At 68.1% G+C, this 25,836-nt stretch carries 27 protein-coding genes and 1 pseudogene; 17 read left to right on the top strand and 11 right to left on the bottom strand.

Annotation, left to right across the window (positions count from 1 at the left end):
- From DY262_RS19070 to DY262_RS19045, 6 genes are all read left to right on the top strand, one after another.
- A partial coding sequence (locus DY262_RS19070) for an FAD-binding protein (RefSeq protein WP_220377576.1) occupies window positions 1-178 on the top strand: 178 nt, incomplete at its 5' end.
- A gap of 94 nt (window positions 179-272) precedes the next feature.
- On the top strand, window positions 273-2,060 hold the full coding sequence (locus tag DY262_RS19065) for an acyl-CoA dehydrogenase (RefSeq protein ID WP_116960654.1): 1,788 nt from the start codon (window positions 273-275) through the stop codon (window positions 2,058-2,060).
- A 33-nt stretch (window positions 2,061-2,093) separates the two neighbouring features.
- Window positions 2,094-3,074 (top strand): NAD(P)H-dependent flavin oxidoreductase, encoded by a 981-nt coding sequence (locus DY262_RS19060; protein ID WP_116960653.1) that lies wholly within the window; start codon window positions 2,094-2,096, stop codon window positions 3,072-3,074.
- A 117-nt stretch (window positions 3,075-3,191) separates the two neighbouring features.
- Window positions 3,192-3,548, top strand: coding sequence for an ArsR/SmtB family transcription factor (locus DY262_RS19055; RefSeq protein WP_116960652.1), 357 nt, complete (start codon window positions 3,192-3,194; stop codon window positions 3,546-3,548).
- Complete coding sequence (locus DY262_RS19050; protein ID WP_116960651.1) at window positions 3,545-4,078, top strand: SRPBCC family protein; 534 nt, start codon at window positions 3,545-3,547, stop codon at window positions 4,076-4,078. Before DY262_RS19055 ends, DY262_RS19050 begins: the two co-directional genes overlap by 4 nt.
- 128 nt (window positions 4,079-4,206) lie before the next feature.
- Window positions 4,207-5,928 (top strand): hypothetical protein, encoded by a 1,722-nt coding sequence (locus DY262_RS19045; protein WP_116960650.1) that lies wholly within the window; start codon window positions 4,207-4,209, stop codon window positions 5,926-5,928.
- A 36-nt stretch (window positions 5,929-5,964) separates the two neighbouring features.
- On the opposite strand, the gene DY262_RS19040 is transcribed toward DY262_RS19045, so the two are convergent.
- Complete coding sequence (locus DY262_RS19040) at window positions 5,965-8,301, bottom strand: penicillin-binding protein 1A (protein WP_116960649.1); 2,337 nt, start codon at window positions 8,299-8,301, stop codon at window positions 5,965-5,967.
- A gap of 96 nt (window positions 8,302-8,397) precedes the next feature.
- The gene (gntR, locus tag DY262_RS19035) at window positions 8,398-9,435 is read right to left on the bottom strand and encodes an HTH-type transcriptional regulator GntR (RefSeq protein WP_070400659.1); all 1,038 of its coding nucleotides are present in this window, start codon (window positions 9,433-9,435) and stop codon (window positions 8,398-8,400) included.
- A 182-nt stretch (window positions 9,436-9,617) separates the two neighbouring features.
- Between gntR and DY262_RS19030 the strand changes: the two genes are divergently transcribed.
- The 5 genes from DY262_RS19030 to DY262_RS19010 all read left to right on the top strand — a co-directional run bounded on the left by DY262_RS19030 (window position 9,618) and on the right by DY262_RS19010 (window position 13,820).
- The gene (locus DY262_RS19030; protein ID WP_116960648.1) at window positions 9,618-10,154 is read left to right on the top strand and encodes a gluconokinase; all 537 of its coding nucleotides are present in this window, start codon (window positions 9,618-9,620) and stop codon (window positions 10,152-10,154) included.
- A complete protein-coding gene (locus tag DY262_RS19025; protein WP_116960647.1) occupies window positions 10,151-10,630 on the top strand; it encodes a TRAP transporter small permease in 480 nt (159 codons plus the stop codon). Before DY262_RS19030 ends, DY262_RS19025 begins: the two co-directional genes overlap by 4 nt.
- Window positions 10,627-11,904, top strand: a complete 1,278-nt coding sequence (locus DY262_RS19020) for a TRAP transporter large permease (protein ID WP_116960646.1) — start codon at window positions 10,627-10,629, stop codon at window positions 11,902-11,904. Before DY262_RS19025 ends, DY262_RS19020 begins: the two co-directional genes overlap by 4 nt.
- 55 nt (window positions 11,905-11,959) lie before the next feature.
- Window positions 11,960-12,976: a TRAP transporter substrate-binding protein gene (locus DY262_RS19015; RefSeq protein WP_116960645.1), complete on the top strand. Its 1,017-nt coding sequence runs from the start codon at window positions 11,960-11,962 to the stop codon at window positions 12,974-12,976.
- Window positions 12,977-13,322: 346 nt separating this feature from the next.
- Window positions 13,323-13,820: a VOC family protein gene (locus DY262_RS19010; RefSeq protein ID WP_116960644.1), complete on the top strand. Its 498-nt coding sequence runs from the start codon at window positions 13,323-13,325 to the stop codon at window positions 13,818-13,820.
- 21 nt (window positions 13,821-13,841) lie between these two features.
- On the opposite strand, the gene DY262_RS19005 is transcribed toward DY262_RS19010, so the two are convergent.
- The 6 genes and pseudogenes from DY262_RS19005 to DY262_RS18975 all read right to left on the bottom strand — a co-directional run.
- Window positions 13,842-14,270 (bottom strand): VOC family protein, encoded by a 429-nt coding sequence (locus DY262_RS19005; protein WP_116960643.1) that lies wholly within the window; start codon window positions 14,268-14,270, stop codon window positions 13,842-13,844.
- 87 nt (window positions 14,271-14,357) lie between these two features.
- The gene (locus DY262_RS19000; RefSeq protein WP_116960642.1) at window positions 14,358-15,344 is read right to left on the bottom strand and encodes an FAD:protein FMN transferase; all 987 of its coding nucleotides are present in this window, start codon (window positions 15,342-15,344) and stop codon (window positions 14,358-14,360) included.
- Window positions 15,325-17,532 carry a PepSY domain-containing protein gene (locus tag DY262_RS18995; RefSeq protein WP_116960641.1) on the bottom strand — a complete coding sequence of 736 codons (2,208 nt, stop codon included), beginning with the start codon at window positions 17,530-17,532 and terminating at the stop codon, window positions 15,325-15,327. The genes DY262_RS19000 and DY262_RS18995 overlap by 20 nt, the downstream gene beginning before the upstream one ends.
- A 17-nt stretch (window positions 17,533-17,549) precedes the next feature.
- Window positions 17,550-18,026, bottom strand: a complete 477-nt coding sequence (locus DY262_RS18990) for a DUF2271 domain-containing protein (protein WP_116960640.1) — start codon at window positions 18,024-18,026, stop codon at window positions 17,550-17,552.
- Window positions 18,027-18,051: 25 nt separating this feature from the next.
- Window positions 18,052-18,387 (bottom strand): PepSY domain-containing protein, encoded by a 336-nt coding sequence (locus DY262_RS18985; RefSeq protein WP_116960639.1) that lies wholly within the window; start codon window positions 18,385-18,387, stop codon window positions 18,052-18,054.
- Between the two features lie 927 nt (window positions 18,388-19,314).
- Window positions 19,315-19,455: pseudogene (locus tag DY262_RS18975) on the bottom strand (tyrosine-type recombinase/integrase); the annotation flags it as partial.
- Between the two features lie 409 nt (window positions 19,456-19,864).
- Between DY262_RS18975 and DY262_RS18965 the strand changes: the two are divergent.
- The 5 genes from DY262_RS18965 (at window position 19,865) to DY262_RS21670 (ending at window position 22,867) form a co-directional block, all read left to right on the top strand.
- Window positions 19,865-20,383 carry a hypothetical protein gene (locus DY262_RS18965; RefSeq protein WP_116960636.1) on the top strand — a complete coding sequence of 173 codons (519 nt, stop codon included), beginning with the start codon at window positions 19,865-19,867 and terminating at the stop codon, window positions 20,381-20,383.
- A gap of 90 nt (window positions 20,384-20,473) precedes the next feature.
- A complete protein-coding gene (locus DY262_RS18960) occupies window positions 20,474-21,241 on the top strand; it encodes an MltR family transcriptional regulator (RefSeq protein WP_220377573.1) in 768 nt (255 codons plus the stop codon).
- A gap of 57 nt (window positions 21,242-21,298) precedes the next feature.
- Window positions 21,299-21,754, top strand: a complete 456-nt coding sequence (locus DY262_RS18955) for a hypothetical protein (protein ID WP_416186977.1) — start codon at window positions 21,299-21,301, stop codon at window positions 21,752-21,754.
- Between the two features lie 124 nt (window positions 21,755-21,878).
- Entirely contained in the window at window positions 21,879-22,373 is a 495-nt protein-coding gene (locus DY262_RS21675) for a hypothetical protein (protein ID WP_147326276.1), read from the top strand.
- Between the two features lie 113 nt (window positions 22,374-22,486).
- The gene (locus tag DY262_RS21670; protein WP_147326275.1) at window positions 22,487-22,867 is read left to right on the top strand and encodes a hypothetical protein; all 381 of its coding nucleotides are present in this window, start codon (window positions 22,487-22,489) and stop codon (window positions 22,865-22,867) included.
- A 219-nt stretch (window positions 22,868-23,086) separates the two neighbouring features.
- On the opposite strand, the gene DY262_RS18950 is transcribed toward DY262_RS21670, so the two are convergent.
- Window positions 23,087-23,548: a helix-turn-helix transcriptional regulator gene (locus tag DY262_RS18950; RefSeq protein WP_245981099.1), complete on the bottom strand. Its 462-nt coding sequence runs from the start codon at window positions 23,546-23,548 to the stop codon at window positions 23,087-23,089.
- Between the two features lie 79 nt (window positions 23,549-23,627).
- Here DY262_RS18950 and DY262_RS18945 point away from each other — a divergent pair, with 79 nt between their 5' ends.
- Window positions 23,628-24,113: a hypothetical protein gene (locus tag DY262_RS18945; protein WP_116960633.1), complete on the top strand. Its 486-nt coding sequence runs from the start codon at window positions 23,628-23,630 to the stop codon at window positions 24,111-24,113.
- On the opposite strand, the gene DY262_RS18940 is transcribed toward DY262_RS18945, so the two are convergent.
- The gene (locus DY262_RS18940; RefSeq protein ID WP_342769000.1) at window positions 24,082-25,008 is read right to left on the bottom strand and encodes a 2-hydroxy-3-oxopropionate reductase; all 927 of its coding nucleotides are present in this window, start codon (window positions 25,006-25,008) and stop codon (window positions 24,082-24,084) included. The genes DY262_RS18945 and DY262_RS18940 overlap by 32 nt on opposite strands.
- Window positions 25,005-25,796: an HpcH/HpaI aldolase family protein gene (locus DY262_RS18935; protein ID WP_116960631.1), complete on the bottom strand. Its 792-nt coding sequence runs from the start codon at window positions 25,794-25,796 to the stop codon at window positions 25,005-25,007. Before DY262_RS18935 ends, DY262_RS18940 begins: the two co-directional genes overlap by 4 nt.
- Window positions 25,797-25,836: the final 40 nt, after the last annotated feature.

The raw sequence follows: 25,836 nt of genomic DNA, 5'->3' as shown, positions 1-25,836 counted from the left end.
GCAGCTCTACATCGCCGCCGGCATCTCGGGCGCCATCCAGCACCTGGCGGGCATGAAGGACTCCAAGGTGATCGTGGCCATCAACAAGGACCCGGAGGCCCCCATCTTCAGCGTCGCCGACTACGGCCTGGAGGCCGACCTCTTCGAGGCCGTGCCCGAGCTGGTCAAGGCGCTCTGAACGAAAGAGTCCCTCAAGGGCATCGCGTGCGATGCCCTTTTTTTGCACCGCGCCGACCGCTTTCCGTGTGGGCGCCCCCTGGAGACACTGAGCCATGAGCTATACCGCCCCCGTCAAGGACATGCTGTTCAACATCGAGCACCTGGCGCGCATCGACCAGGTGGCTCAACTGCCCGGTTTCGAGGACTCGGGCCTGGAGACCGCCCAGGCCGTGCTGGAGGAGTGCGCCAAGCTCAACGAAGGCGTGGTGGCGCCGCTCAACCGCGAGGGCGACCTCAAGCCGTCCTGGGCGAAGGACGGCGTGGTCACCACCACGCCCGGCTTCAAGGACGCCTACCGCCAGTACGCCGAGGGCGGCTGGCAGGGCCTGCAGCACCCGGTGGATTTCGGCGGCCAGGGCCTGCCCAAGACCATCGGCTCGGCCTGCGGCGAAATGCTCAACAGCGCGAACCTGAGCTTCGCGCTGTGCCCCCTGCTCACCGACGGCGCCATCGAGGCCCTGCTGACCGCCGGCAGCGACGAGCAGAAGGCCACCTACCTGCACAAGCTGGTGAGCGGCGAGTGGACCGGCACCATGAACCTCACCGAGCCGCAGGCCGGTTCGGACCTGGCCGCCGTGCGCACGCGCGCCGAGCCGCAGCCCGACGGCACCTACAAGATCTTCGGCACCAAGATCTTCATCACCTACGGCGAGCACGACATGGCCGACAACATCGTGCACCTGGTGCTGGCGCGCGTGACCGGTGCGCCCGAGGGCGTCAAGGGCATCAGCCTGTTCACGGTGCCCAAGTTCCTGGTCAACCAGGACGGCAGCCTGGGCGCTCGCAACGACGTGCACTGCGTCAGCATCGAGCACAAGCTGGGCATCAAGGCCAGCCCGACGGCCGTTCTTCAATACGGTGACAAGGGCGGTGCGATCGGTACCCTGGTCGGTCAGGAGAACCGCGGCCTCGAGTACATGTTCATCATGATGAACGCGGCGCGCTACGCGGTCGGCGTGCAGGGCATCGCCATCAGCGAGCGCGCCTACCAGCAGGCCGTGGGCTACGCGCGCGAGCGCGTGCAGAGCCGCCCGGTGGACGGCAGCATGAACACCGCCGCGCCCATCATCCACCACCCCGACGTCAAGCGCATGCTCATGACCATGCGCGCCGCCACCGAGGGGTGCCGTGCCATGGCCAGCGTGGCCGCGGCCGCCTACGACGCCGCCCACCACCACGCCGATGCCGAGGTGAGAAAGCAGAACCAGGCCTTCTACGAATTCCTGGTGCCGCTGGTGAAAGGCTACAGCACCGAGATGAGCCTGGAGGTCACCAGCCTGGGTGTGCAGGTGCACGGCGGCATGGGCTTCATCGAGGAGACCGGTGCGGCCCAGCACTACCGCGACGCCAAGATCCTCACCATCTACGAGGGCACCACGGCGATCCAGGCCAACGACCTGGTGGGCCGCAAAACCGCTCGCGACGGCGGCACCGTGGCCAAGGCCATCGCCGCGCAGATCCGCCAGACCGAGGCCGAGCTCGCCAAAGGCAGCAGCAATGCCCAGGCCGTGGGCAAGCGCCTGGCGGCCGCGCGCGACGCCTTCGAGCAGGCGGTGGACTTCATCGTCGCCAACACCAAGGGCAACCCCAACGCCGCCTTCGCGGGCAGCGTGCCCTACCTCATGCTCGCCGGCAATCTGGTGGCGGGCTGGCAGATGGCGCGCGCGCTGCTGGTGGCCGAGGCGCTGTCGGCCAAGGGACAGGACAAGGCCTTCATGGACGCGAAGATCACCACCGCGCGTTTCTATGCCGACCACATCCTCAGCCGCGCGCCGGGCGTGGCCGCCTCCATCGTCGACGGCGCCGAGGGCGTGACGGCGATGGCCATCGAAGCCTTCTGAACGACCCCGACCGATCCCCTTCACGGAGACAACATGCCCGCACCCGAGCGTTACCTGCCCCCGGTCCTCAAGAACCTCAAGTTCCCGGTGATCGGCTCGCCGCTGTTCATCATCAGCAACCCCAAGCTCGTGCTGGCGCAGTGCAAGGCGGGCGTGGTGGGATCGATGCCGGCGCTCAACGCGCGCCCGGCCTCGCAGCTGGACGAGTGGCTGGCCGAGATCACCGAAGGCCTGGCCGCGCACAACAAGGCCCACCCCGACAACCCGGCCGCACCCTTCGCCATCAACCAGATCGTGCACAAGAGCAACGACCGGCTCGAGCACGACATGCAGCTGTGCGCCAAGTACCAGGTGCCCATCGTCATCACCAGCCTGGGCGCGCGCGAGGACGTGAACCAGGCCGTGCACGCCTGGGGCGGCATCGTCCTGCACGACGTCATCAACAACGTGTTCGCGCACAAGGCGATCGAAAAGGGCGCCGACGGCCTGATTCCCGTGGCCGCGGGCGCGGGCGGCCATGCCAGCGTGAAGAGCCCCTTCGCCATGGTCCAGGAGATCCGCGAGTGGTTCGGCGGCCCGGTGGCGCTGTCGGGCGCCATTGCCTCAGGCGGCGCCATCCTGGCCGCGCAGGCCATGGGCGCGGACCTGGCCTACATCGGCTCGGCCTTCATCGCCACGCACGAGGCGCGCGCGGTCGAGGGCTACAAGCAGATGATCGTGGACAGCAACTCCGACGACATCGTCTACAGCAACTTCTACACCGGCATTCACGGCAACTACCTCAAGGGCTCCATCCGCAACGCCGGCATGGACCCGGAGAACCTGCCGCAGAGCGACCCGAGCAAGATGAACTTCTCCACCGGCGAAGGCAGCAACGCGGCCAAGGCCTGGCGCGACATCTGGGGCTGCGGCCAGGGCATCGGCGCCATCCGCGAGGTGATGGGCGCAGGCGAACTGGTGGCGCGCTTCCGGCGCGAGTACGCCGAGGCAAAGGCGCGGCTCTGCGCGGCCTGAGCGCCTCGCACCCCGACGAAGCCGGCCTTGCGCCGGCTTTTTTCATGGCCCTGCCGTTCGTCGAAAAAGTAAACCAAGCGGTTGAATAATTGCGGTCGCGCGATTAAATTCAATCACATGGTTGAACAACATTCCTCCGGCAACCTCGACGCCGTCTTCAAGGCCTTGGCCGACCCCACGCGCCGCGACATGCTGCAACGCCTGGCGAGCGAGGCGCTGTCGGTGAGCGAGCTCGCCGCGCCGCTGGACATGTCGCTGGCGGCCGCCTCCAAGCACATCCAGGTGCTGGAGCGCGCCGGCCTGGTGCGGCGCACGGTGCAAGGGCGCACGCACACCTGCCGCCTCGAGGCCGGGCCGCTGCACGCGGGCATGGAGTGGTTGCGCCATTACGAGCGGTTCTGGACCGAGCGGCTCGACACCCTCGAGCGCCTGGTGCGCGCCGCGCCTTCATCCCCCCAACGGAGAAAACCATGACGACGGATTCCCTCTACGGCGAACGGCTGTCGAACGACACCGTGCGCATCGAACGCCACCTGCCCGGCACGGTGCAGGACATCTGGGCCTGGATCACCGACAACGACAAGCGCGCGCAGTGGATGGCGCGCGGCACGCTGGAGCTGCGCGTGGGCGGCGCGGTGCGCCTGGAGTTCCGCCACGCGGAGCTGACCTACGCCGACGACCCCGCGCCGCCCAAGTACGCGGACATGGCCGACAGTGCGCAACTGAGCGGTGTGGTGACGGCCTGCGAGCCGCCGCGCCTGCTGGCCCACACCTGGGGCGACCAGGGCGAGGTGCGCTACGAGTTGAACGAGTCGCGCGGCGGCGTGCGCCTGGTGGTCACGCACCAGCGCCTGCGTGGCATGGACGACATGCTCAGTGTCTCGGCCGGCTGGCACGCCCACCTGGACCTGCTGGTGACGCGGGTGCGGGGCGAGGCCCGGCCGCGCTACTGGGCGCTGCACACGCGGCTGGAGGCGGAGTACGCGCGGCGGCTGGCGGGCTGAGCGGCGCCTGCGGAGGGGGGCGGGTTCTTTGGGTTCGCTCAAGCCGGGCGCGGCGGGGGAACGAACCGCCCACCGCGGCAACGCAGGGCGGATTCGATTCCCGCAACGCCCGTTCCCCTGCGCCCGCCATGCAACGCTTTCAACGATCGCTCTCGTCCGTCCAGCTCACGCGCACCACCGATCCGCAGAGGCGCACGCCCGCCCGCGACGCTCCCTCCAACGCCGGCGCGCAGCCGATCCGCATCGACGGGCCGAGCGCGGTCGATGCGCTGGTCCAGTCCCTGCAGCGGGCCGACGCCGAGGTGCCGGCCCTGCACCTGCACCTGTCGGTCCACATCGAAGCCGCGGCCCTGGTGCCCTTGCTGGCCGCCCTGGACCTCCTGGCGGCGCAAGGCCGGCTGGCGGGCCTCACGGTCACGGTGGACCACGACATCCAGCGGCCGATCCCCGCGCCCCTGCGCTGGGCGCTCGCCGGCTCCAAGGCCTGCCTCGTATTGAGTGGCGCTTCGGTGCGCCCCTTGATCGTGGGCGACCCGGCCTGGGTTCGGAGCCCGCCCGACCCAACGCTCGCCGACTTCCTGAACATGGCGCTGTGCAAGGCGCTGGACCGTGCCCTGGAAATACAGGTGGCCAGCGTGCTGTCGGCGCTCGCCATGAAGACCCCCGGGGAAGACGCCCTGCTGCGCGCCGTGGCGGTGCTCAGCCCCGGCCACCAGTGGCGTCTCGCGGCCTTGCCCGATGCGGGGGCCTACACGCGCCTGGCGAATGCCCGGGTGCCCCTGTGCCTGAACCTCTCGCTCACCAGCGCCACCGCCGGGCCGCTGGCCGAGTGGCTGGCGACGCCCCGTCCCCTGCTGCATTCGATCGAACTGCGGGTGTGCGGGCACCTGGACGGTCCGGCCTGGATGCTGCTGTGGACCCGGGTGGTGGGGCAGCCTTCGCTGCGCCAGGTCGAGGTGGACATCCAGCCCCTGGCGGTGGTCGACGGCTGGGCGGCGCCAGAAGGGCTGCCCCTGCGGCCCATGGCCCGCGTGGAGACGGTCCGCCTGGGCGTGCACCACGCGGACGACGCCCCGCTGGCGGCCTGGCTCGTGGAGTGGCTGCACCCCCAGAACCTGACACTGGGCACCCTCCGGGTGGACACCACCGTGGCGCTCCTGCAAGCCCTGACGAATCCGCAGCGGCACGACACATTGCGCGAGCTGAGGATCGTCTGCGGCGGCGGCATGACGGGGCCGCGCGATGTGGGTCTGGTGAAAACACTCATCGACTTCCTCCAGACCTTCGACCGGGTCCGCGCCGTGTACATGAGCCTGCCCCATCCTTTGCCGGGGGGCGCGACGCTGCAGGCCCTGCGTGCGGTGGCCTGGAAGAACCTGCTGCTGGGGAGTACGCATCTGGTGTCCAGCGGACCATCGCCCTGGGCGGGTGTCAGGGACGTGTTCGCCAAGCCCTTGTGGCGAAGCCTGGGCCGGGGCGACTACTTCCTGGCCCACTGCGTGGGCGGGCTCAGGGCCTTCTTCTTCTGCCACCTGCACAACGATCCCGATCTCGCCGAGGGCTTCTTGAAGCAGGAGTGGCTGCCCATGAGCGATCTGCTGTCGCTGAGCGGGGTGACCATCGACACGCGCCGCGCGGCCGTCAGGCACCGCAGCGAAGCCCATGCGCCGGAGATCGTGCGCGTGATGCGCCTGGGCCTGCTCGACCCGTCCACCCTGCGCGAACTGCTCACGGGGCCGACGGAAACGATCGACCCCGACCTGGTGCGGGCGGTGTCCCAGCAGCTGCGCGACGGGCGGCAAGACACCGGGCTCTGGCGCCTGTTGGACGAGGCCACGGCCCCTGGCTGAGCGGCCAAGGCCCCGGTGGCGGGGCCGCGCCCGGCCTCACTCGCCGGGCGGCGTCGGCCGCGTGCCGCTGCGCAGCCAGTTGCCGATGGAATCAAAAAGCTTGCCGATCTCGCCACCGAAGTTCGTCTTGTACTGGGTGCCGGCGGTGTCCGAGATCTGCGACACCCAGCCGCCGTCGCGCCACTCGGCGTAGAGCCAGTCATCGCCTTCGCGCACCAGGCCCTCGGGCGGTGCGGCCACCGGCACCACGGGCTGGCCCTTGAGCGCCGCGCCCATGTAGTCGATCCAGATCGGCAGCGCCGCGCGCCCGCCCGATTCGCTGCGGCCCAGGCTGCGCGGCTGGTCGTAGCCCACCCACACGGTGGCGGCCAGCGTGGGCTGGTAGCCCGCGAACCAGGCGTCGACCGCGTCGTTGGTGGTGCCGGTCTTGCCATAGATGTCGGTGCGCTTGAGCACGGCCTGCGCGCGCGCGGCGGTGCCGCTGCGGGTCACCTCGTTGAGCAGGCTGCCCATCACGTAGGCGTTGCGCGCCGGGATGGCGCGGTCTTCTTCCGCCAGCGGCGCGGCGGGGGGTGCCTCGAACAGCAGCTTGCCCTGCGCGTCGGTGATCTTCTCGATCACCACCGGCGAGACGCGCCAGCCGCCATTGGCCAGCGTGGCGTAGGCCTGGGCCATCTGCAGCGGCGTGACGCTGCCGGTGCCCAGGGCCAGGGTCAGGTCGTCGGGCTGGCGCGCGGGGTCCAGGCCGAAGCGGGCGAGCCAGTCGCGCGCGGCCGGCGTGCCGGTGTGCTGCAGCACGCGCACGCTGGCCAGGTTGCTGGAGCGCGCCAGCGCTTCGCGCACGCTGATCGGCCCCTGGTGCTGGCCGTTGCTGTTGGACGGGCTCCAGCCATTGGCGGCGGTGAAGGGCAGGTCGTCCACCACCGTGGCCGGCATCACGCGCGACTCCAGCGCGGCCGAGTACAGCAGCGGCTTGAGCGCCGAGCCCGGCTGGCGCCAGCCCTGCGTCACGTGGTTGAAGGGCTGGCGCGTGAAGTCGAAGCCGCCCACCAGCGCGCGGATGCGGCCGGTGCGCGGGTCCATGGAAACGAGCGCGGCCTCGGCCTCGGGCCATTGCGAGATGGCCCAGACATCGCCCTTCCTGTCCTTGGTCTTGCCGGTGCTCACCACGCGCACGATGGCGCCGCGTTCGATCTTCAGGGGCGCCTTGGCCTTGGCGTCCAGCCCGCGCTGCGCCCAGCGCAGGCCCTCGCCCTGCACGCTGATGCGTTCGCCGCTGGCGAGCTGCACCCGCAGGGCCTTGGGGCTGGCGTCGAGCACGATGCCCACGCGCAGGGTCTCGTCGTCGCGGTGGTCCTTCAGGGCCTCGGCGGCGGCGCGCTCCAGCTCGGCGCCGTTGCCGGCGGGCAGGGTTTCCTTGTCTTCCGGTCCGCGCCAGGCGCCGCGGCGGTCGAAGGCCAGCACACCGCGCTGCACGGCCGCGTGCGCCGCGCGCTGATCGGCCGCCAGCAGCGAGGTGGTCACCCGCAGGCCCTTGGAGTAGGCCTCGGTGCCGAAGCGCTCCACCACCGCCTGCCGCGCCATCTCGGCCACGTGCGCCGCGTGCACGCTGCGCTGGCCGGGCGTGCGCAGGCGCAGCTTCTCGGCCTTGGCCTGGGCCAGCTGTTCGTCGGTGATGGCGTCGGTGGCGCGCATGCGCTCCAGCACCACACGCTGGCGCTGCGTGGCGCGCTCCAGGTTGGCCACCGGGTTGGCGTAGTACGGGTTCTGCGGCAGGCCCGCGAGCATGGCGTTCTCGGCCAGCGTGAGCTTGTCCAGCGGTTTGCCGAAGTAGGTCATCGCGGCGGCGGCGAAGCCGTAGGCGCGCTGGCCCAGGAAGATTTCGTTGAGGTAGATCTCCAGGATGCGGTCCTTGGAGATCTCGTTCTCCAGCTTGAGCGCCAGCCAGATCTCCTTGGCCTTGCGCTCGGCCGAGAACTGGCGCGTGAGCAGCATGGTGCGCACCAATTGCTGCGTGATGGTGGAGGCGCCCTGCTTGCGGCCGCCGGTGATGGCGGCCACCAGCGCGCGCGCCATGCCCTTGGGGTCCACGCCGGAATGCTCGCGAAAGCGCGCGTCCTCCACGGACAGCACGGCCTGCTGCAGCTGCAGGGGAATGCGCTCCAGCGGCACGTACTCGCGCCGCTCGGCGCCGAACTGCGCGATCTCTTCGCCATCGGCCGTCAGCACCTGCAGGGGCAGCTTGGGCTGGTAGTGGACGATGGGGTCGAGCGAGGGGAGTTCGAAGGCGGGGGCGCTGGCTGGCAGCGCGGCGGCAACGGCGGCGGCGAGCGCCAGGGCAAGCGTCGCCCGGCGGGGGAGGTTCGAAAACATGGGCGGGGATTGTCCAACGCCCAAGTTAAGCCGGGTTAAGGCAGCGGGCGGCGCTGGTTGCCATCTGTAACAGGGCCGCCCGGCCGGCACCGCGGCTCAGCTGCTGCCGCGCACCACCAGCTCGAAGCCCAGGTCGGCGCTGTTGGTGGGCACCGCCTCCCCGCGCAGCAGCGACAACAGCATGCGCGCGCCCGTCTCGCCGATGGCGCGGCGCGGCGTGCGCACGGTGGTCAGCGGCGGCAGCATCTGGTCGCTGCCCGACAGGTCGTTGAAGCCCGCGACCGCCAGCCGCTGCGGCACGCTCACGCCCAGGCGCAAGGCCGCGAGCAGGCCGCCCTGCGCCAGGTCGTCGTTGCAGAAGAAGACCGCGTCCACCTCGGGCCGGGTGCGCAGCAGGTCCTCCAGCAGCTCGCCGCCCAGGCGCATGGACGAGGGCTGCGGGCTCAGCAGTTCGAGCCGGGCGTCGTACAGGCCGGCCGCGCGCAGGCAGCGGCGGTAGCCCTCGGCGCGCTGCAGCACGCGCGGGTCCAGCTGCGCGGCCACGAAGGCGATGCGCCGGCGCCCCCGGTCCAGCAGGTGCTGGGTGATGGCATGGCCCGCGTCCTGCTGCGAGAAGCCCACGCAGTGCACGCCGGGCGCCTCGGTCAGCTCCATCAGGTACACGCAGGGCATGCCGCTGGCCGCCACCATCTGGCGCGCGGCCTCGGTGCGGTCGAAGCCGGTGAGCAGCACGCCCGCCGGGCGCTGCGCGAGGTAGCTGCGCAGCAGCTGCTCTTCTTCCATCGGGTCGTAGTGCGTGACGCCGATCAATGGCTGGTAGCCGTGCGGCAGCAGCACGCGGTGCACGGCCTCGATCACGTCCACGAACAGGGCGTTGGACAGCAGTGGCACCAGCACCGGCACCTGGGTGCCGCGCGCCGAGGCGAGGGCGCGCGCCGCCGGGTCGGGCACGTAGCCCAGGCGATCGGCGGCGGTCTTCACGCGCTCCACCAGTTCGGCGGCCACGCCGCGCTCGCCGCGCAGCGCGCGCGAGGCGGTGATGGGGCTGACCTCGGCCTCGCGGGCCACGTCCTGCAGGGTGATGCGCCCGCTGGGGCGGCGGCGGCGTTCGGTCGGCGGCGGGGTGGGGGGCAAGGGTTTTCCCTGTCGATGGGTGGTGCGGATCGGCAATAGGATAGCGCTACCATAGCGGGCTTCGCATCCGGATTCGCCCTGATCATCACACAGTTCAGAGCGATCCCCGAGTGAACGCGACGCCCGCAGACGGTCCTGTTCCCAGGGCCGTTTCTTTCGGATTCATTGGACAGCGCTACCAAATGGCTTTGAACCCTGTTCCTACCCGCCTCGTCGTCATGGGCGTGGCCGGTTGCGGCAAATCCAGCCTCGGCCAGCAGAGCGCTGCCGCGCTGGGCCTGCCGCTGCTGGAGGGCGACGATTTCCACCCGCCGGCCAACCTGGCCAAGATGCGCGGCGGCATCGCCCTCAGCGACGACGACCGCGCCGCCTGGCTCGACACCCTGGCGGCCCAGCTCGCCGCGCGCACCGAGGGCGTGGTGCTCACCTGCTCCTCGCTCAAGCGGCGCTACCGCGAGCGCCTGCGCGCCGCCGCGCCGGGCCTGCGCTTCGTGTTCCTGCAACTGAGCCGCGAGCAGGCGCGCGATCGCGTGGCCACGCGCCCCGGCCACCTGTTCCCGGTGAGCCTGGTCGACAGCCAGTTCGAGGCGCTGGAAGATCCTTCGCTGGAGCCCGGCGTGCTGGCGCTGGATGCCATGCGCCCGCTGCCCGAGCTCGTGGACGCCGTGGCCGACTGGGTGCGCTCGGTGCCCGCGCCGGGCGAGGAGGTGCGCGCATGAAGGCCTTGAACGCGATCAAGCACCTGGCCGAGGGCCTGCTGGCCCTGTGCCTGCTGGGCATGGTGGTGGCGGTGTTCGGCAACGTGGTGCTGCGCTACGTGTGGGGCACGGGCTGGGTGGTGTCGGAAGAACTGTCCCGCCTGCTGTTCGTCTGGCTGGTCTCCGTCGCGGCCACGCTGACCTTCGCCGAGGGCAAGCACCTGGGCTTCGATCTGGTGACCACGCGCCTGAGCGGCAAGCCCGCCGCGGCCCTGCGCTGGCTCACGCGCGCGCTCATCGGCCTGTCGCTCTACTACCTCATCACCGGCGCCTGGGCCCAGGTGGTGGTGGGCATGAACAGCCGCAGCCCGGTGATGAACTACCCGCTGGCGCTGGCGGCGGGCGCCATCTTCGTGATGGGCGTGTGCATGGCCCTGCTGCTGGTGCTGCAGGCCGCCAACGAGCTGCGTGGCGGGCGCGAGGGAGGTGCCGCATGACCATCGCGCTCTTCCTGCTGGTGCTGTTCGCCGCCATGACGGTGGGCGTGCCGATCGCCTTCGCGCTCATGCTCACCGCGCTGGCGCTGATGGTGCATCTCGACTTCTTCGACGCCCAGCTGCTGGCGCAGAACGTGCAGGCCGGCTTCGACAGCTTCCCCCTGCTGGCCGTGCCCTTCTTCATCCTGGCCGGCGAGCTCATGAACGCCGGTGGCCTGAGCCGGCGCATCATCGACCTGGCGCGCGCCTTCGTGGGCCACATCCCGGGCGGCCTGGGCTACGTGGCGATCGCGGCCTCGGTCATGCTGGCCTCGATGAGCGGCTCGGCCATCGCCGACACCGCCGCGCTGGCCACGCTGCTGCTGCCCATGATGCGCCAGCAGCGCTACCCCGAGGGCACCAGCGCCGGCCTCATCGCCTCGGGCGGCATCATCGCGCCCATCATCCCGCCGTCCATGCCCATGGTGATCTACGGCGTGACCACCAACACCTCGATCAGCAAGCTCTTCCTCGCGGGCATCGTGCCCGGCCTGCTGATGGCGGTGAGCCTGGTCCTGGTGTGGCGCCGCATCTCGCGCAAGGAACAGCTGCCCGTGGCCGACAAGACCAGCTGGGCGCAGCGCCGCGCGGTGCTGAGCTCCAGCATCTGGGCGCTGTTCATGCCGGTCATCATCATCGGCGGGCTCCGGCTGGGCCTGTTCACGCCCACCGAGGCGGCGGTGGTGGCGGCGGTGTACGCGCTGATCGTGGCCATGTTCGTGTACCGCGAACTCAGCGTGGCGGGCCTGTACCGCGTGTTCGTGGACGCCGCCCGCACCACCGGCGTGGTGATGTTCCTGTGCGGCGCCGCCACGGCGGCCAGCTACATGATCACCCTGGCCGACCTGCCCAACGAACTGGCCGGCGTGATGGGCCCCCTGCTGCAGAACCCCTACCTCTTCATGGTGGTGGTGGCCGTGTTCCTGCTCGCCGTGGGCATGGTGATGGACCTCACGCCCACCATCCTCATCCTGGCGCCGGTGCTCGCGCCGCTCGCCGCCAAGGCCGGCATCGACCCGGTGTACTTCGGCTTCGTCTTCATCTTCATCGGCTGCCTGGGCCTGCTCACGCCGCCCGTGGGCACGGTGCTCAACGTGGTGGCCGGCGTGGGCGGCCTGCGCATGGAGCCGGTGATCCGCGGGGTGATGCCCTTCCTGCTGGTCTATGTCGCCATGCTGGCCTTGCTGATCGGCTTCCCCGCGATCGTGTTGCAGCCGCTCAAGTGGATGTTCTGAACCCCTTCCCGTTTTCACCCGACGGCGCACGCCGCCAACAACCCAGGAGATGACCATGAAATTCAAGCAACTCGCCATCACGCTGTCGGTGGCCCTGGCCACCGTGGCCGGCGGCCTGGCCCATGCGCAGGACTTCAAGCCGCGCATCATCCGTTTCGGCTACGGCCTCAACGAAGACTCCAACCAGGGCCGCGCGGTCAAGCTGTTCGCGCAGGAGGTGGAGAAAGCCTCGGGCGGCAAGATGCGCGTGCGCGCCATCGGTGCCGCCGCGCTGGGCTCGGACGTGCAGATGCAGCAGGCCCTCATCGGCGGCGCGCAGGAAATGATGGTGGGCTCCACCGCCACGCTGGTGGGCATCACCAAGGAGATGGCGATCTGGGACACGCCCTTCCTGTTCAACAATGCGCAGGAAGCCGACGCCGTGCTCGACGGCCCCGTGGGCCAGAAGGTGATGGACAAGCTGCAGGAGAAAGGCCTGGTGGGCCTGGCCTACTGGGAGAACGGCTTTCGCAACCTCACCAACAACAAGCACGCCGTGGCCAAGCTGGAAGACCTGGACGGCATCAAGCTGCGCGTGATGCAGAACAACGTCTTCATCGACAGCTTCAAGACCCTGGGCGCCAACGCCGTGCCGCTGCCGTTCTCCGAGCTGTTCACCGCGCTCGAAACCAAGACCGTGGACGGCCAGGAGAACCCGTACAACACCATCCTCTCCAGCAAGTTCTACGAGGTGCAGAAGTACCTCACCGTCACCAACCACGTCTACAGCCCCTGGATCGTGACCGTGAGCAAGAAGTGGTGGGACCAGCTGAGCGCGGCCGAGCGCAAGGTGCTGGCGGACGCCGCGAAAGTGAGCCGCGACTTCGAGCGCAAGGACACGCGCGCCGAGGCCGACAAGGCCCTGGCCGAACTCAAGGGCAAGGGCATGCAGATCAACCAGCTCAGCCCCGCCGAGGCCAACCGCATGCGCGACAAGCTCAGCGCGGTGAACGCCGGCATCGCCAGCAACGTGGGTGAAGACCTGTGGAAGGAAACCCAGGCGGCGGTGGCCAAGGCGCGCGGCGGCAAGTAAGCCCGCTGCCACAGAAGAAGCCGGCCCGAGGGCCGGTTTTTTCACGGGGGTGTCGCGATCACTTCGCGGGCCGTACAAGCCCGCCCCCGCCTGCGGTGAGCCGAAGGCCACCACCGGTTGGCCCTGCCAGGTGGCCGGCGCATGGGTCCACACCACCGTGCCGTCGAAGTTGCCCAGGCTGCCTGGGGGTGGCCGGGATGTCTTTCCTGCCGTGTGCCACTCTAGGTTGGCGCGCGCCGATGGGGATCGTCGAGGCGGATGGATGTGCATCAAGTCGCCGGCCCTGTAAGCTGGGCCTCACGACGCCGTGCGGGGCGTGCCCGCTCACTGGATCAGGAGACGCTGAATGCTGGCCAAAAACACCATCTGCCTCTGGTACGAGCGCGACGCGCTCGACGCCGCGCGCTTCTACGCCCAGACCTTTCCCGACAGCGCGGTGGGCCGCGTGATGCGCGCGCCCGGCGACTACCCCTCGGGCCAGGAGGGCGATGTCCTCACCGTCGAGTTCACCGTGCTGGGCCTGCCCTGCCTCGGCCTCAACGGCGGCCCCGCCTTCCAGCAGAGCGAGGCCTTTTCCTTTCAGGTGGCCACCGACGACCAGGCCGAGACCGACCGCCTGTGGAACGCCATCGTGAACAACGGCGGCCAGGAAAGCGAATGCGGCTGGTGCAAGGACAAGTGGGGCGTGTCCTGGCAGATCACGCCACGCGTGCTCACCGAGGCCGTCAACGACCCCGACCGCGCGGCGGCCAAGCGCGCCTTCGACGCGATGATGACCATGCGCAAGATCGACGTGGCGGCGATCGAGAAGGCCTGGCGCGGCGAGGCCCGCCCGGCGCGCTGAGACCCGGCGAGCGGGCCCGCTTCAGAAGCGGATGCTGACCGAGGGCGCGCTGCGCTCGGCCTCGCCGTGGTACACGGCCTCGATGTTGTTGCCGTCCGGGTCGAGCACGAAAGCCGCGTAGTAGCCCGGGTGGTAGGGGCGCTCGCCGGGGCCGCCGTTGTCGCGCCCGCCATGGGCCAGGGCGGCCTTGTGAAAGGCGTCCACCGCCGCGCGGCTGGCGGCCTGGAAGGCCAGGTGGTGGCGGCCGGTGAGATGGCCTTGCGCGGCGATGCTGTCGGCGGTGGAGACGAAGAGCTCATCGGCCCAGAAGTAGCTGTCGTCGCTGCCGCCGATGGGAATGCCCAGGGTGTCGAGGACGGCGGTGTAGAAGCGCCGCGAGGCCGCAAGGTCGCGCACCACGAGCTGGATGTGGTCGATGAGCCGGCCACGGTGCAGTTGCTGGGTTGCCATGCGGGAAGCCTCCTGGGTGGGTTCGGGTGAAGGGGCATTCTGGCGGCACCGGGCCCTGGCGTCACCCCCGCGGGGCGCGGTCGAAGGTCATCCGTTGGCCGGCTCTGCGGATTCGCCCAACCGACCCAGCCCCAGTTCCACCAATCCCTCTGCTCTGCGCAGCAGGAACAGCGCATCCAGTCCCATGCCTTGTGCCATGGCCAGACCTTCGTCGGGACCCGCCACCAGCAAGGCCGTGGCCCAGGCGTCTGCGTGCATGCAGGTGCGCGCCAGCACGGTGACCGACGCCACCGCGTTGTTCACCGGCGCGCGGCGGCGCGGGTCCATGGTGTGGGCCAGGCGCGCATCGCCCACCCGCAGGAAGCGCCGGTAGTCGCCCGAGGTGGCCACGGCCAGGTCGTCCAGCTCGATGACACCGTGCACCGCGCGCAGACCCGCCTCGGGGCGTTCCAGCGCCACGGCCCAGGGCGCGCCGCTGGCCTGGCGACCCACGGCGCGCAGCTCTCCGTCCAGCGCGGCCAGTGCGTGCCGCACACCGTGCCGTTGCAACACCGCGACCATGCGGTCCACCGCGTAGCCTTTGGCGATGCCGCACAGGTCGAGCTGCAGGGGCGCGCGTTTGCGGGCTCGGCCTGCGGACCGTTCCAGCTCAAGGCCGCCTTGCCCCGTGGGCGGCCTGGGCTGGCGCGCGGCGCGGATGGCGGCCGCGTCGGGTGCGTCGCGCACCGCGCCGAAGCCCCAGGCGTCGACCAGGTCCCCCACGCAGGGGTCGAACGCCCCCGCACTCAGGCCTTGGACATCGAGCGCGCTGTCCAGCACCTCCAGCGTTTCGGCGGGCAGGTCCACCCAGGTGCCCACAGGCGCGCGGTTCAGGCGCATGAGGTCGCTGTCGGGCTTCCAGGGCGACATCTGTTCGTCGACCTGCGCCACCGCCGCGGCGAGGTCCACGCGCAAGGCCGCCAGGTCCAGGCGGCTGTCGGTGTCGACCGTGGCCGACCAGCGCGTGCCCATGGTCGGGCCGTGCAGGGTGCTGTGCCTGCCCATTGCAGCCGCTTCAGAAGATGTCTTCGGCATAGCGCTCGCTGGCCTTGAGTTGGGCCACGCTCAGCTGCAGGGGCGCCAGCACCGCGTCCAGCGCCTCGGTGACGCCCTGCGCCATGGCGCGGCCGCCGCAGACCCGCACGATGGCGCCCCGTGCAACCTGCTCGCGCAGCTGTTCGGCGTCGCGTCGCAGGGCATCCTGCACATAGCCCCCACCGTCGGGCACCCGGGAGAAGGCCGTGTGCAAGGTGGTCAGGCGCCCCTGCGCGAGCCAGCGCTGGATGTCGGGGCCGAAGTAGAAGTCCCGCGCCGGGTCGCGCCCGCCAAAGTACAGGTGCATGGGGCGGTGCCTGTCGTTGCGGCGGATGAACCCGGCCAGCGGTGCCACGCCCGTGCCCGCACCGATCAGCAGCACGGGCCGACGCGTTCGCGGCAAGGCAAAACCCGGGTTGGCCCGAATGAAAGCGGTGACGCTGTCGCCCAGCTTCAGGCCCAGCAAATGCGTGGAGCACAGACCGCCGGCCATCTGACGCACGCAGATCTCCAGAAAGCCATCTTGCTGGCCCGAGGCCAGCGAGTAGTAGCGCGGCACGGCCGAACCCGGCGGCAGGATGCCCACGAGGTCGCCCGCCGCGAACCGCGCCAGGCCCTGCCCGCGCAGGCGCTCGCCCAGGCGCTGTGCCGGCCACGCAAAGCGCAGGATCGCCGTGGCCGGCCCGGCACCGCCGTTGTAGTCCCGGCGCTCGATCAGCGTGAGGGTTGTGGTGGACGGAACGCGCGGCACATGCTCCAGCACCAGCGGTTTGCCCAGTGCCTGCGCCAAGGCAAGGCCCCAGCGGGCGAACTGTTGGCTCGATTGCTGGTGAATGCATTCCAGCGGCAGCAGCGAGGGCCAGCCCCGCGCGCGCAGCGTCTGGTCCAGCACTTTCGCAAAGCCGCAGAAGGCCGGGAACTGCCGGTCACCAAAGCCCAGCACCGTCACCGGCACGGCGCCGGCCTTGAGCTTGGCGATGCGCGCCAGGGCATGGCTGGCGTGGGCCGGGGCCTGGCCTTCGCCATAGGTGGCCGCCAGCACGAACACCTGCCGCGTGGCGGCGGTGGTTTGAAAGTTCTCCAGCGCGCTGGTGTGCACGCGCAGGCCCAGCGGGCGCAGCGCGTCCTGCAGCGTTTGTGCAAAGCCCCAGGTGCTGCCGCCTTCGCTGGCCACGTAGATCAACACGTCGGCCTGTGCCAGCGGGCTGTTGCCCGTGATCTTGGGCGCCTGGCGGCGGGCCTGCCACCAGATGACAACGCCCGACAGCCAGAACAGCAGCACGCTGGCGCCCACGAGGCCGAGCACCACGGCCCAGGGCCAGGCCGATTCGCCCGTGTGCAGCACCACGGCCAGGTCGTACACGCGCTGCGCCACGGTGGCTTGCTGCCAGGCCAGCAGTTGCCCCGAATACCGGTCGATCCAGCCTTGACCTTGGGCCGTGGCGACTGTCCAGGTGTCCTCTGGGTCGGTGGTGCCGGGAACATTCAGCTTGCGCAGATCCCGCACAGCCATGCCTTGAAGCGTGGCCAACTGCGCGGCGGGCAGCGCCGGTTGGCCGGTGACCACCGACAGCGCGTCGGGCTCTGTCCCCGCGTCCAGCGCGACCCACCCCAGGGTGGACGCGCTCATGGTCAGCGCCGTGAGCGACGTGAGGCTCAGGACAACGAGCACCACCCGGCCCGTGACCACATGAAGGCGTTGCGCCAGCGAGCCACGCACCCGCGCCGTCAGGCGCCGCCAGCCCCCCATGCGGCGCAGCAGCAGCACCAGGGCAGAGGCGCACACCAGGCCCATGGCCAGCGCAATGCCCGCCGCGCCCCAGCGCCCCGCGTCGCCCAGCAGCAGCGAGCGGTGCAGGTTCTTCACCCAGCGCGGCAGCGCCGAGGCCTGCCACGCACCCAGCACCCGGCCATCGGCCGGGTCCACGTAAGACGCCTGCGGCTGGTCGCCAACAAAGCTGAACACCACGATGGCGCCCGAGGGCAGGTGCCGGATTTCTTCCGCGTCGGGCACCGTGCGCAACACGCGGTCCACCAGCGTCGCCACCGGCAGATCGCCCGGGGCGGCGGGTGCCTGCCACGCCTGCTGCACCGGATCGATCGCCAGCACGGCGCCGGTGACACCCAGCACCACGGCCAGGCTGCCCACCGTCAGGCCCAGCCAGCGGTGGATGGCCTTCCAGGTCAAGCGAGACCCGAGACCCTTCACTTGAACTCGAAGGTCACGGACTGGATGTACTGCTTGCCGGGCTGCGGCTTGCCGGCGTTGGCGGTGGACAGCGGCAGGCGGACTTCCGACGGGCTGTCGCGCATGTCTTCTGCGGCCGCGTCCAGGCGGATCTCGTAGCCCGCGTCGATCAGCGCATCGGCCAGCTCGGCGGTCACCTTGAGCGTGCGCCCCGCGCCCACGCTGGCGCCGGTGACGCCGTCCAGGCGCTTGGCGTCACCGGCCGAAAGGCGGCTCCAGTCGGACAGGTGCTTGTGGTACTTGGCCTTGCCGCCGGCAACCCACAGTGTTTTCACATAGGCGCCCTTGGCGTCGGTGAGGTACGCGGCGATGTAGGCGCCGTCGCCGCCGTAGTTCTTGAGCTGGGCGGTCAGCGTGAGCGGGCGGCTGTGGGCCAGCGCGGGAACGGCCAACGCGCAAGCGGTGGCCAGAAGGCTTGAAAGAGGTCTGGACATGGTGATGTTCCTGTGGGGAGGGTGGTTATTCGGCGGGGCGATCGCGGTCGCGCTCACGGTCGCGGTCGCGGTCTCGTTGGTGGTTGTCCTGCTTGAACTTCAAGACCTTCAGGGTTTCCGGGTCGATCCGCGCCTTGAAGTTGCGGCCCTGGGCATCGGTCCCCCGCACTTCGTAGCAGCCGTCATCGATCTTCAGCCGCTGTATCTGCCAGCCCTGAGCGAGTGCCATCTGCCGCACGGCGTCGCGCGACTGCCAGCGACTCAGCGGCGCGTCGCAGTCGTCGTCGGCCAGAACGGGCAGCGCCGTCAGGCACAGCGCCAGCGCCAGCAGGCCATGGCGCAAAGCGGGGTGGCGTTTCATGGGAGGTTCTTTCAAGGCGGGTCGGCGCGAGACATACCCGCCGTCTGGAAACGCATTCGCGCATGCGGGCCGAACGGCGCGTTTGTCTTCTGTTCATCGCCCAGAAGGCCATCACCGGTGGATGGATTCGACCCACTGGCTGAGCGCCACCTGGAGCGGGGTGGCCTTATTGGCTATTGGGAATCAGTGTGGACCTGACCCTGGGTGCCGGGCTTGATTTGGATCATCTGGAGCCACTTTTTTGGCCTTCGCCCGCGATGGCTGGGTGAGGGCGGCCCTGCCGGGTTTGGGGGGACAGTTCCAGACCGGGGGCTGCGGGCCGATCTGCTGCAACGAACATGTGCCCCTTGATTCGCTGCGGACCGTCGTAGCTACGACAACTAGGTGGTTCGAGCCGTCCCGAACCCCGAGTCAGCTTGGCGGCCGCATTCATTCATTTCCAGAAACTGCAACTTTCTCACGCTAGCGGTTATGCATTCCACATGTTGAGGATGTCACCGGCGTGTCGATCTCTTTAGATTGGAAATAGCACACTGCGTGTGTGTGGCGTCTCGGTCCGCTGCTTCAGCTGAACCCGTGGCACGAGAAGCATTCGATTGACTTGAACCTGAAAAGGAGACCGGACATGAGGAAGGGAATTGTTCTGCTCTTGGTGGCATTGGCGACGATCTCGTTTGCGCATGCGCATTCAGGCGGCACCGACAAGAACGGTTGTCACGCCGGCTCGAGGCCGTATCACTGCCACTGAAGATCGGTTGGCCGGCGTTGGAAGTTGCGCTGTCTCTCGCTATCGGGTGGCGCTGCTGTGGCGTCCTTGCTAGTCCTGGGTTTCGGCTTGAGACTGGATCGTGACAGTCGCTAAGGCCTCTACTTTCGGCTGCTTTCGACCCACAACTGTCCTTCTCCCAAGTTCCGAAAACCGGACCTTCAGTGTGCAAATGCAATCGCATCTAGCGGGCTGGCCGTGCCTCCGGCAGCTACCGTCAGCACGTGCGTGTAGATCATGGTCGTGGATACGTCCGAATGCCCTAGCAGCTCTTGCACCGTTCGGATGGAGCCACCTGCTTTTCAGTGGCGAGCATGGTCAGAAAACCTTTGACCTCGGTCTGCCCCAGTTCGCGCGGGTGCCGAAACCCATCTTGGCTCCGGGCCGCCCACAACACAAACGCCTTGGCCTAGTAGACATAAGCCCTCTCGGTTTGTAGGCTGTAGTGCAGGTAGCGAACCCGTTCGCGCACCTGATCGAGCAGCTTGACGGACCAGGGAGGTACCCAGTCAGGTTTGTCGGATCTGTTATACCTGTCCATGCGTCCAGTATGCTGCGCTACAGGTTTGATTTCAAACGCATTTTTTGGACGCCATGCGACTTTGTTTAACGACCACGCTTGTGGGTACTCGGTGTTTGGTCAGATAAACCACAAGTTAGACGGCAGTGAACTCCCCTGCGCCATTCGTCCTAGAGTTCGTTGCATATCGCATGCATGCGATCGCAATTGCCCATGTCGCACTCAAGTACGCGTCGACCTGGGAGACTCCGCCACCGACCAAAGTGTTTTTTGGCGAGCGTCAGGTGCTCGAAGGGAAAGCGACGGCGTTTACAAATGGTGCGATTGAGGCCGGGATCGTCCACTCTCGCGCGCTGCTTGAGTTCATGGGTCTGAAGGGCGCGGGACCTTCGACTCTTGCCGTTCGACTGAACGCGAAAAAGGACGATGTTGTCATCGAAAACACCGGGTTGCCGAAACTGTCCGTTGAGAGCGCCGTGCGCATGTACGCTGGCCCGCCTGCCGAGGCCGAAAGCGCGTTGGCCCATGTGATCTTCGTCGCGAACAAAGGCCTTGCACACACGACCTCGGCTTTCGACCGAAGCACCGGCGCGGCGCACTTGCTGGAAATCGCGTTCCGCGGCATCCCTAAGCTGGTTGTGGAGCACTTCTACAAGCCGCTTGGCCTTAAGGAGCCTACATATGAGATCACGAGCCGCCCTGCCGTCTAACAGGTCGTTCGACACGGACGCCCGGCGGCGGTCCTCCGCTTCGCTCCGTCCCTTCGCCGGTCGCCGGTCAACTCTGCGTTAGACCTCACGATGCGCGATTCATCTGGCCCCGACCCAATTGAGGGCGAAGATCAGGCCTTTGGCGGCTTTAACCTTCTCACCAAGTCTCTTCGAGATCTTGATGACCGCGGCTTGGTGCTCTCGCTCTCTGCTTTCGCTGAGGATGCGCTCGGATCACTCCTTAAGGCCTTTATGCACCCGTGTGAGGCCACTACGCAGTTGCTGGAAGGTTTCAACGCGCCGCTCGGCACACTCTCATCCCGAATTAAAGCTGCTTACTCACTGGGGCTCACAACGAAGGAACAGTTTTCGGACTTAGAGCGCCTCAGGAAGATTCGAAATGAATTCGCCCACGAATGGCGGCCCCTGTCTTTGTCTCAACCCAAGCTAGCAGCTCTCGTCGCCGCCATGAACTACAGCGGCATCGACAACCACTTTCCAAAGACTCCCGCCGAAAAGGTGCGGAGTTCGATAACTTGCCTGCTGCTCGAGTTGCGATCTGCCGCCGAACAGATTCCGAAGCGTGGCGGGCAGGTCCGAGTATCGGGCAACCACCTCATCGCAGGGTTTTCTGGTGCGAACTTTCAAGAGCAGGTCGAAAACGCGCGTAAAGAGCTCGCGCGCATCGAGGAACAGCTGGCTTGCACGGCCGACGAGGAGCAAGTGTTCTATCGCGGTCTGCTCAAGCGGTTTCCGGGACGGGTTGCGCTAATCCATCCGAAAACGGCGGAGGAACGCGCCAGCCTCGTAGCGATCCAGGAGGAGGTTAGGAATGCATCGCGCCAGAGTCCGGTCTAACAGGTCAGTCGAGCGGACCGCCTACGGCGTCCGCTCACCTTCACGCTAGACCGCATCATGGACCTTCACACCCTGCTTCCTGAACTCGTGCCAAAGGCCGTTGCCTGGGCTGAGGTTCAATCCGAGCGAATTCTTCGATGTGGTGTGTCTTTGACGCCCCACGGAATTGCCTTGGCGCGTGGGGTCGGTGTGTACCGCCCAGAACTCGTTCGAGTAGAACTGGTACCGCAATTGCCTTTGCCGGACGATCCTTTGCTACAGCAGGTCGCCCTAGCCGCAGGCCTACTGGGTCCAGATATGGTCGGCCTCACACTTGGCTATGGCATCTTCATCGTCCAGGGGCACGCGAACGACCGTCTGGTTTCGCATGAACTCAGGCACGTACACCAATACGAGACCTTTGGAAGCATTAGCGGATTCATGCCCGTCTATCTCGCCCAGATCGCCGAATTTGGGTATGAAGCGGCACCGCTGGAACGAGATGCAAGGGAGCACGAGGCGCATGCGGTCTAACAGGTCGGTCGACTCGGACACGTTGCGGCAAGGGGCCGCACGGTGCAAGATCTTGAGCGGCACTGTGCGGCCCCTTGCCGCAACGTGCCGGTCTCCTTTGCGTTAGGCCTCACGGAGACGTGACATGACACCAGCCTGGTTCAGGCTTCTCTCCGAATGGCAAGACGCCGGTCGGTTTGGGCTCACCGTTCCGTTTGTGTATGGAGCGCTTGATCGCATCCCCGACGGCCCGCTGCGCGGTGGTAAAGCGTCCGAGAAGCTCCAGTCGCTCCTGGCTTCGCTCGCCGACGAAGTTCCCGACGGGACCCTAGTTCGGCTCTTCATGTGCGGAACGGTCAGGGACCTGACACTCGCTCCTATGTCTGCGATCCCGGGCTACTGTCGCGCCATGCGGAGCGGTGATGGGCGGAGTGAGCGGTTCTATGTGCAGCAAGATCTTGTGCCAGCAGATTCATCATCTCCCCTGAGCGACCTGCACGCGGAGCTCTGGAGACGCTACGGGAATGATCTGGAAGCGGGGCGGTTTTCACTGCGAAATGGATCTTTTGCTGAATTCTCAGAGCGCGACTTACAGCTCATTGAGGCAGCACTTCGGAGGGGCGACGACGATGAGGCCTGACAGGTCGTTCGACGCGGACACGCAGCGGCATTGCGCCGTGAAGCGTGCTGGTGAGCGTACGCCTCGCGGCGCAATGCCGCCGAGTGCCGGTCAACTCTGACGTTAGGCGGCACATGAGTAGCGATCCTGTCCACAACGATTGGCTGGAGACATACAAGTCCCTCATCACCTTGGCGACTGAGGGCTTCAAGTTCTGCGCGTTGGCAAATGGTGGCGCCGCCGTGGCAATCCTTGCTTATCTCGGTAATGTGGCAGGTAAGGGCGCCTCTGCTCCGGACATGCGCTGTTCCATGGCCGCCTTTCTCTCTGGGTTGGTTCTGTGCGGCCTTGCAATGGTCTTCGCGTACTGGAACCAGTTGAATCGTCTCAATCGCTTGGCCAAGCGCCAGGATCCGAGCAAAGACTGGCGTCTGTGGGTCGCTATCGCTTTGGTGGTCGCAAGTCTCACGTCATTTGCAGTCGGCTCGTGGCAAGCGGTTGTGGCGTTCAAGTGAGCGTGCCGCCTAACCCTTCGGTGCACCCGACTTGCTACAGCGGGCTTCACCCGCTTCCGCAGGCGGGTGAACTCAAACGTTGAACGTCTGCTCCTGCGGCAGAGAGACGTCCGCTTCTGGCCGAAACCAGTCACGTTGGCTCGTGACCTTGACCGACCGCAACCGCTGCAAACCAGCCCTTCAAAGCGAATCTGCACAATCCGGCTCAGCCCCGCCAAGCTACTTACTCAGCAGCGCTTCGAGTGACAGTTCGAGCGAAGCCGCAAGCTTCGCTAGCGTTTGCAGCGAGGGATTGCGCGCTTGGCGTTCGATGTCCGCGATAAGGGCCCTGCTGACGCCCGATTGCTGGCTGAGTGCATCCTGCGTGAGCATCAGCCGCTTCCTCGCCGCGATCAGGTTCTGAGCCAGAACCTCCTCGATCAAGCCGTCGGCTTCGTCTCGGGCAAGGGGTCGCTTGCCCAGCAGCGATCCGGTCTTGACGTCCAAGGCGCGGGCCAGCTTGTCAACGATGCGCAATGAGAGCTTGGCGTGGCCGGCTTCCAGGTCCACGACCGAGCTTCTGCTGACATGCGCCTGCTGCGCCAAGGCTCGGGTGCTCCAACCGCCCTTCGCCCGCAGCGCTTGGATGTTGGCGACCAAGAGGTCGAACGGATCGGCGGATGGAGTGGCAGAGGCAGACACCCAAAAAGTGTTGCCTCGTGACGAACCCATTTGGACTGTTATAAGAAACAATTGACGCCCTTTCGCAGGGAGTCAATACGTGTTCATCACCGCCCCCGGCCTCGTCCAGCACCTCCACCCCGCCCAGGTCGCCCCGCGGCAGACGCACTGGCCGGCCATCACGCTCGCGATGGAGCGGCCCTGGTACCTGCTGGTTCATCAGGTCGTCTGCCACGGCCAGAAGCGGTCGCAGACCTCGCTGGTGGCCTGGGACACGACGCTGCTGGACCTGCTGGCCCACATACCCGTCGCCGACCTCAGCGGCATCGCGCGCCTGGACCGGCGCCACGGCGCGGGCCCGAGCTGGGCCCTGCAGTGGATCAGCGCGCTGTGGGCGCCAGCGCCGGGCGAGTCCTCGGCCGTTGGCCCCTTGCTGTTCCAGCTGGGCGCCGACCCGCAACTGCGCACCACCTATGGGCTGCCTGTGGCCGAGGCCCCGGGCCGGCGCCTGCTGTATCAGGCGTCGGGTCCGCCGGCCTCGGTCGGGGGTGTCGTCAGCCCTTGGCCACCGGGTGCCCGGCCATGATCTCCAGCGCCTGCACCAGCGCGGAGTGGTCCAGCTCACCCAGGCCGTGCGCGGCGCAGGCCTGCATCAGTTGCGCGGCATTGGCGGTTTGCGGCAGGGCCACGCCCAGTTCGCGCGCGCCCTGCAGCGCCAGGCCCAGGTCCTTCTGGTGCAGCTGGATGCGAAAACCCGGGTTGAAGGTCCGCTTGATCATGCGCTCGCCATGCACCTCCAGGATGCGGCTGGAGGCGAAGCCGCCCATGAGCGCTTCGCGCACCTTGGCCGGGTCGGCGCCGGCCTTGCTCGCAAAGACCAGGGCTTCGCCCACGGCCGCGATGTTGAGCGCCACGATGATCTGGTTGGCCACCTTGGTGGTCTGGCCGTCGCCGTTGCCGCCCACCAGGGTGATGTTCTTGCCCATGCATTCCAGCAGCGGCTTCACACGCTGGAACACGGCCGCATCGCCACCGCACATGATGGTCAGCGTGCCGGCCTTGGCGCCCACCTCGCCGCCCGAGACGGGCGCGTCCACGTAGTCGGCGCCGAGGGCGTTGATGCGCTGGGCGAAGGCCTTGGTGGCCATGGGCGAGATGGAGCTCATGTCGATCACCACCTTGCGCTCGCCAGCGTGGCCCTTCAGGCCTTCGGCCACACCGTGTTCGCCGAACAGCACGGCCTCCACGTCGGGCGTGTCGGGCAGCATGGTGATGATGACCTCGGCCTCTTTCGCCACGGCAGCGGCGTTGGCCGCGCGCACGCCGCCGGCGGCGGTGATGGCCTCGGGCACCTGGCGGCGCGTGTGCACGGTGAGCTGGTGGCCTTTGTTGAGCAGTTGCAGGGCCATGGGCGTGCCCATGATCCCTAGGCCGATGAATCCGACTTTCATTCGAGTGTTCCGTTGAAGGGAGGGGGTCAGTAGCCGCTGGCGGTCTTGCTGGTCTTCATGCCGCCGCGCATGGTGGTGACGACTTGCTGCGCGCCCGCGGCCATGAGGCGCGCGTCGGAGCTGACAGTGACGAACTGGAAGCCCATGGCGATGCGCCGGAGCGCGGCCTCGGGCGTGCCGTTGTGGATGCCCGCCACCACGCCGTGCGCCTTGGCGCGCGCCAGGATGTGCTGCACGGCTTCGGCGGCCTTGGGGTCCAGGTCGTCGAAGGTGGGCTTGCAGCCCAGGGCCAGCGACAGGTCCGACGGCCCGATGTAGACCGCGTCCAGGCCCGGCGTGGCCAGGATGTCGTCCAGGTTGTCCAGCGCCTGCGCGGTTTCGATCATGGCGAAGGCGACGATGGTGTCATTGGCGTGCTGGGGGTAGTCGGCGCCGCCGTAGAGCAGGGCGCGCACCGGGCCGAAGCTGCGCGTGCCGCGCGGCGCGTAGTGCGTGTAGGCCACCAGCTTCTCGGCGTCGGCGCGGGTGTTCACCATGGGGCAGATGACGCCGTAGGCGCCAGCGTCCAGCGCTTTCATCAGGATGCCGGGCTCCAGCCAGGGCACGCGCACCACGGGCACGGTGGGCGTGGTGCTCACGGCCTGCAGCATGGGGACCATGGCCTGGTAGTCCACCACGCCGTGCTGCAGGTCGATGGTGAGCGAGTCCCAGCCCTGGTGGGCCATGGTCTCGGCCGAGAAGCTGTTGGGGATGGCGAGCCAGCCGTTGACGGCGGCGCCGCCCTGGGCCCAGATCTCGCGCAGTCGGTTCGGTCGCATGCGGGTGCCTTGTGGGGGGTGGAAAGAACGGCGCGATCCG

Source organism: Hydrogenophaga borbori (assembly GCF_003417535.1).
GTDB classification, from domain to species: domain Bacteria; phylum Pseudomonadota; class Gammaproteobacteria; order Burkholderiales; family Burkholderiaceae_C; genus Hydrogenophaga; species Hydrogenophaga borbori.
The sequence above is the reverse complement of the archived record's forward strand: the minus strand, read 5'-3'. Positions and strand labels throughout refer to the sequence as shown.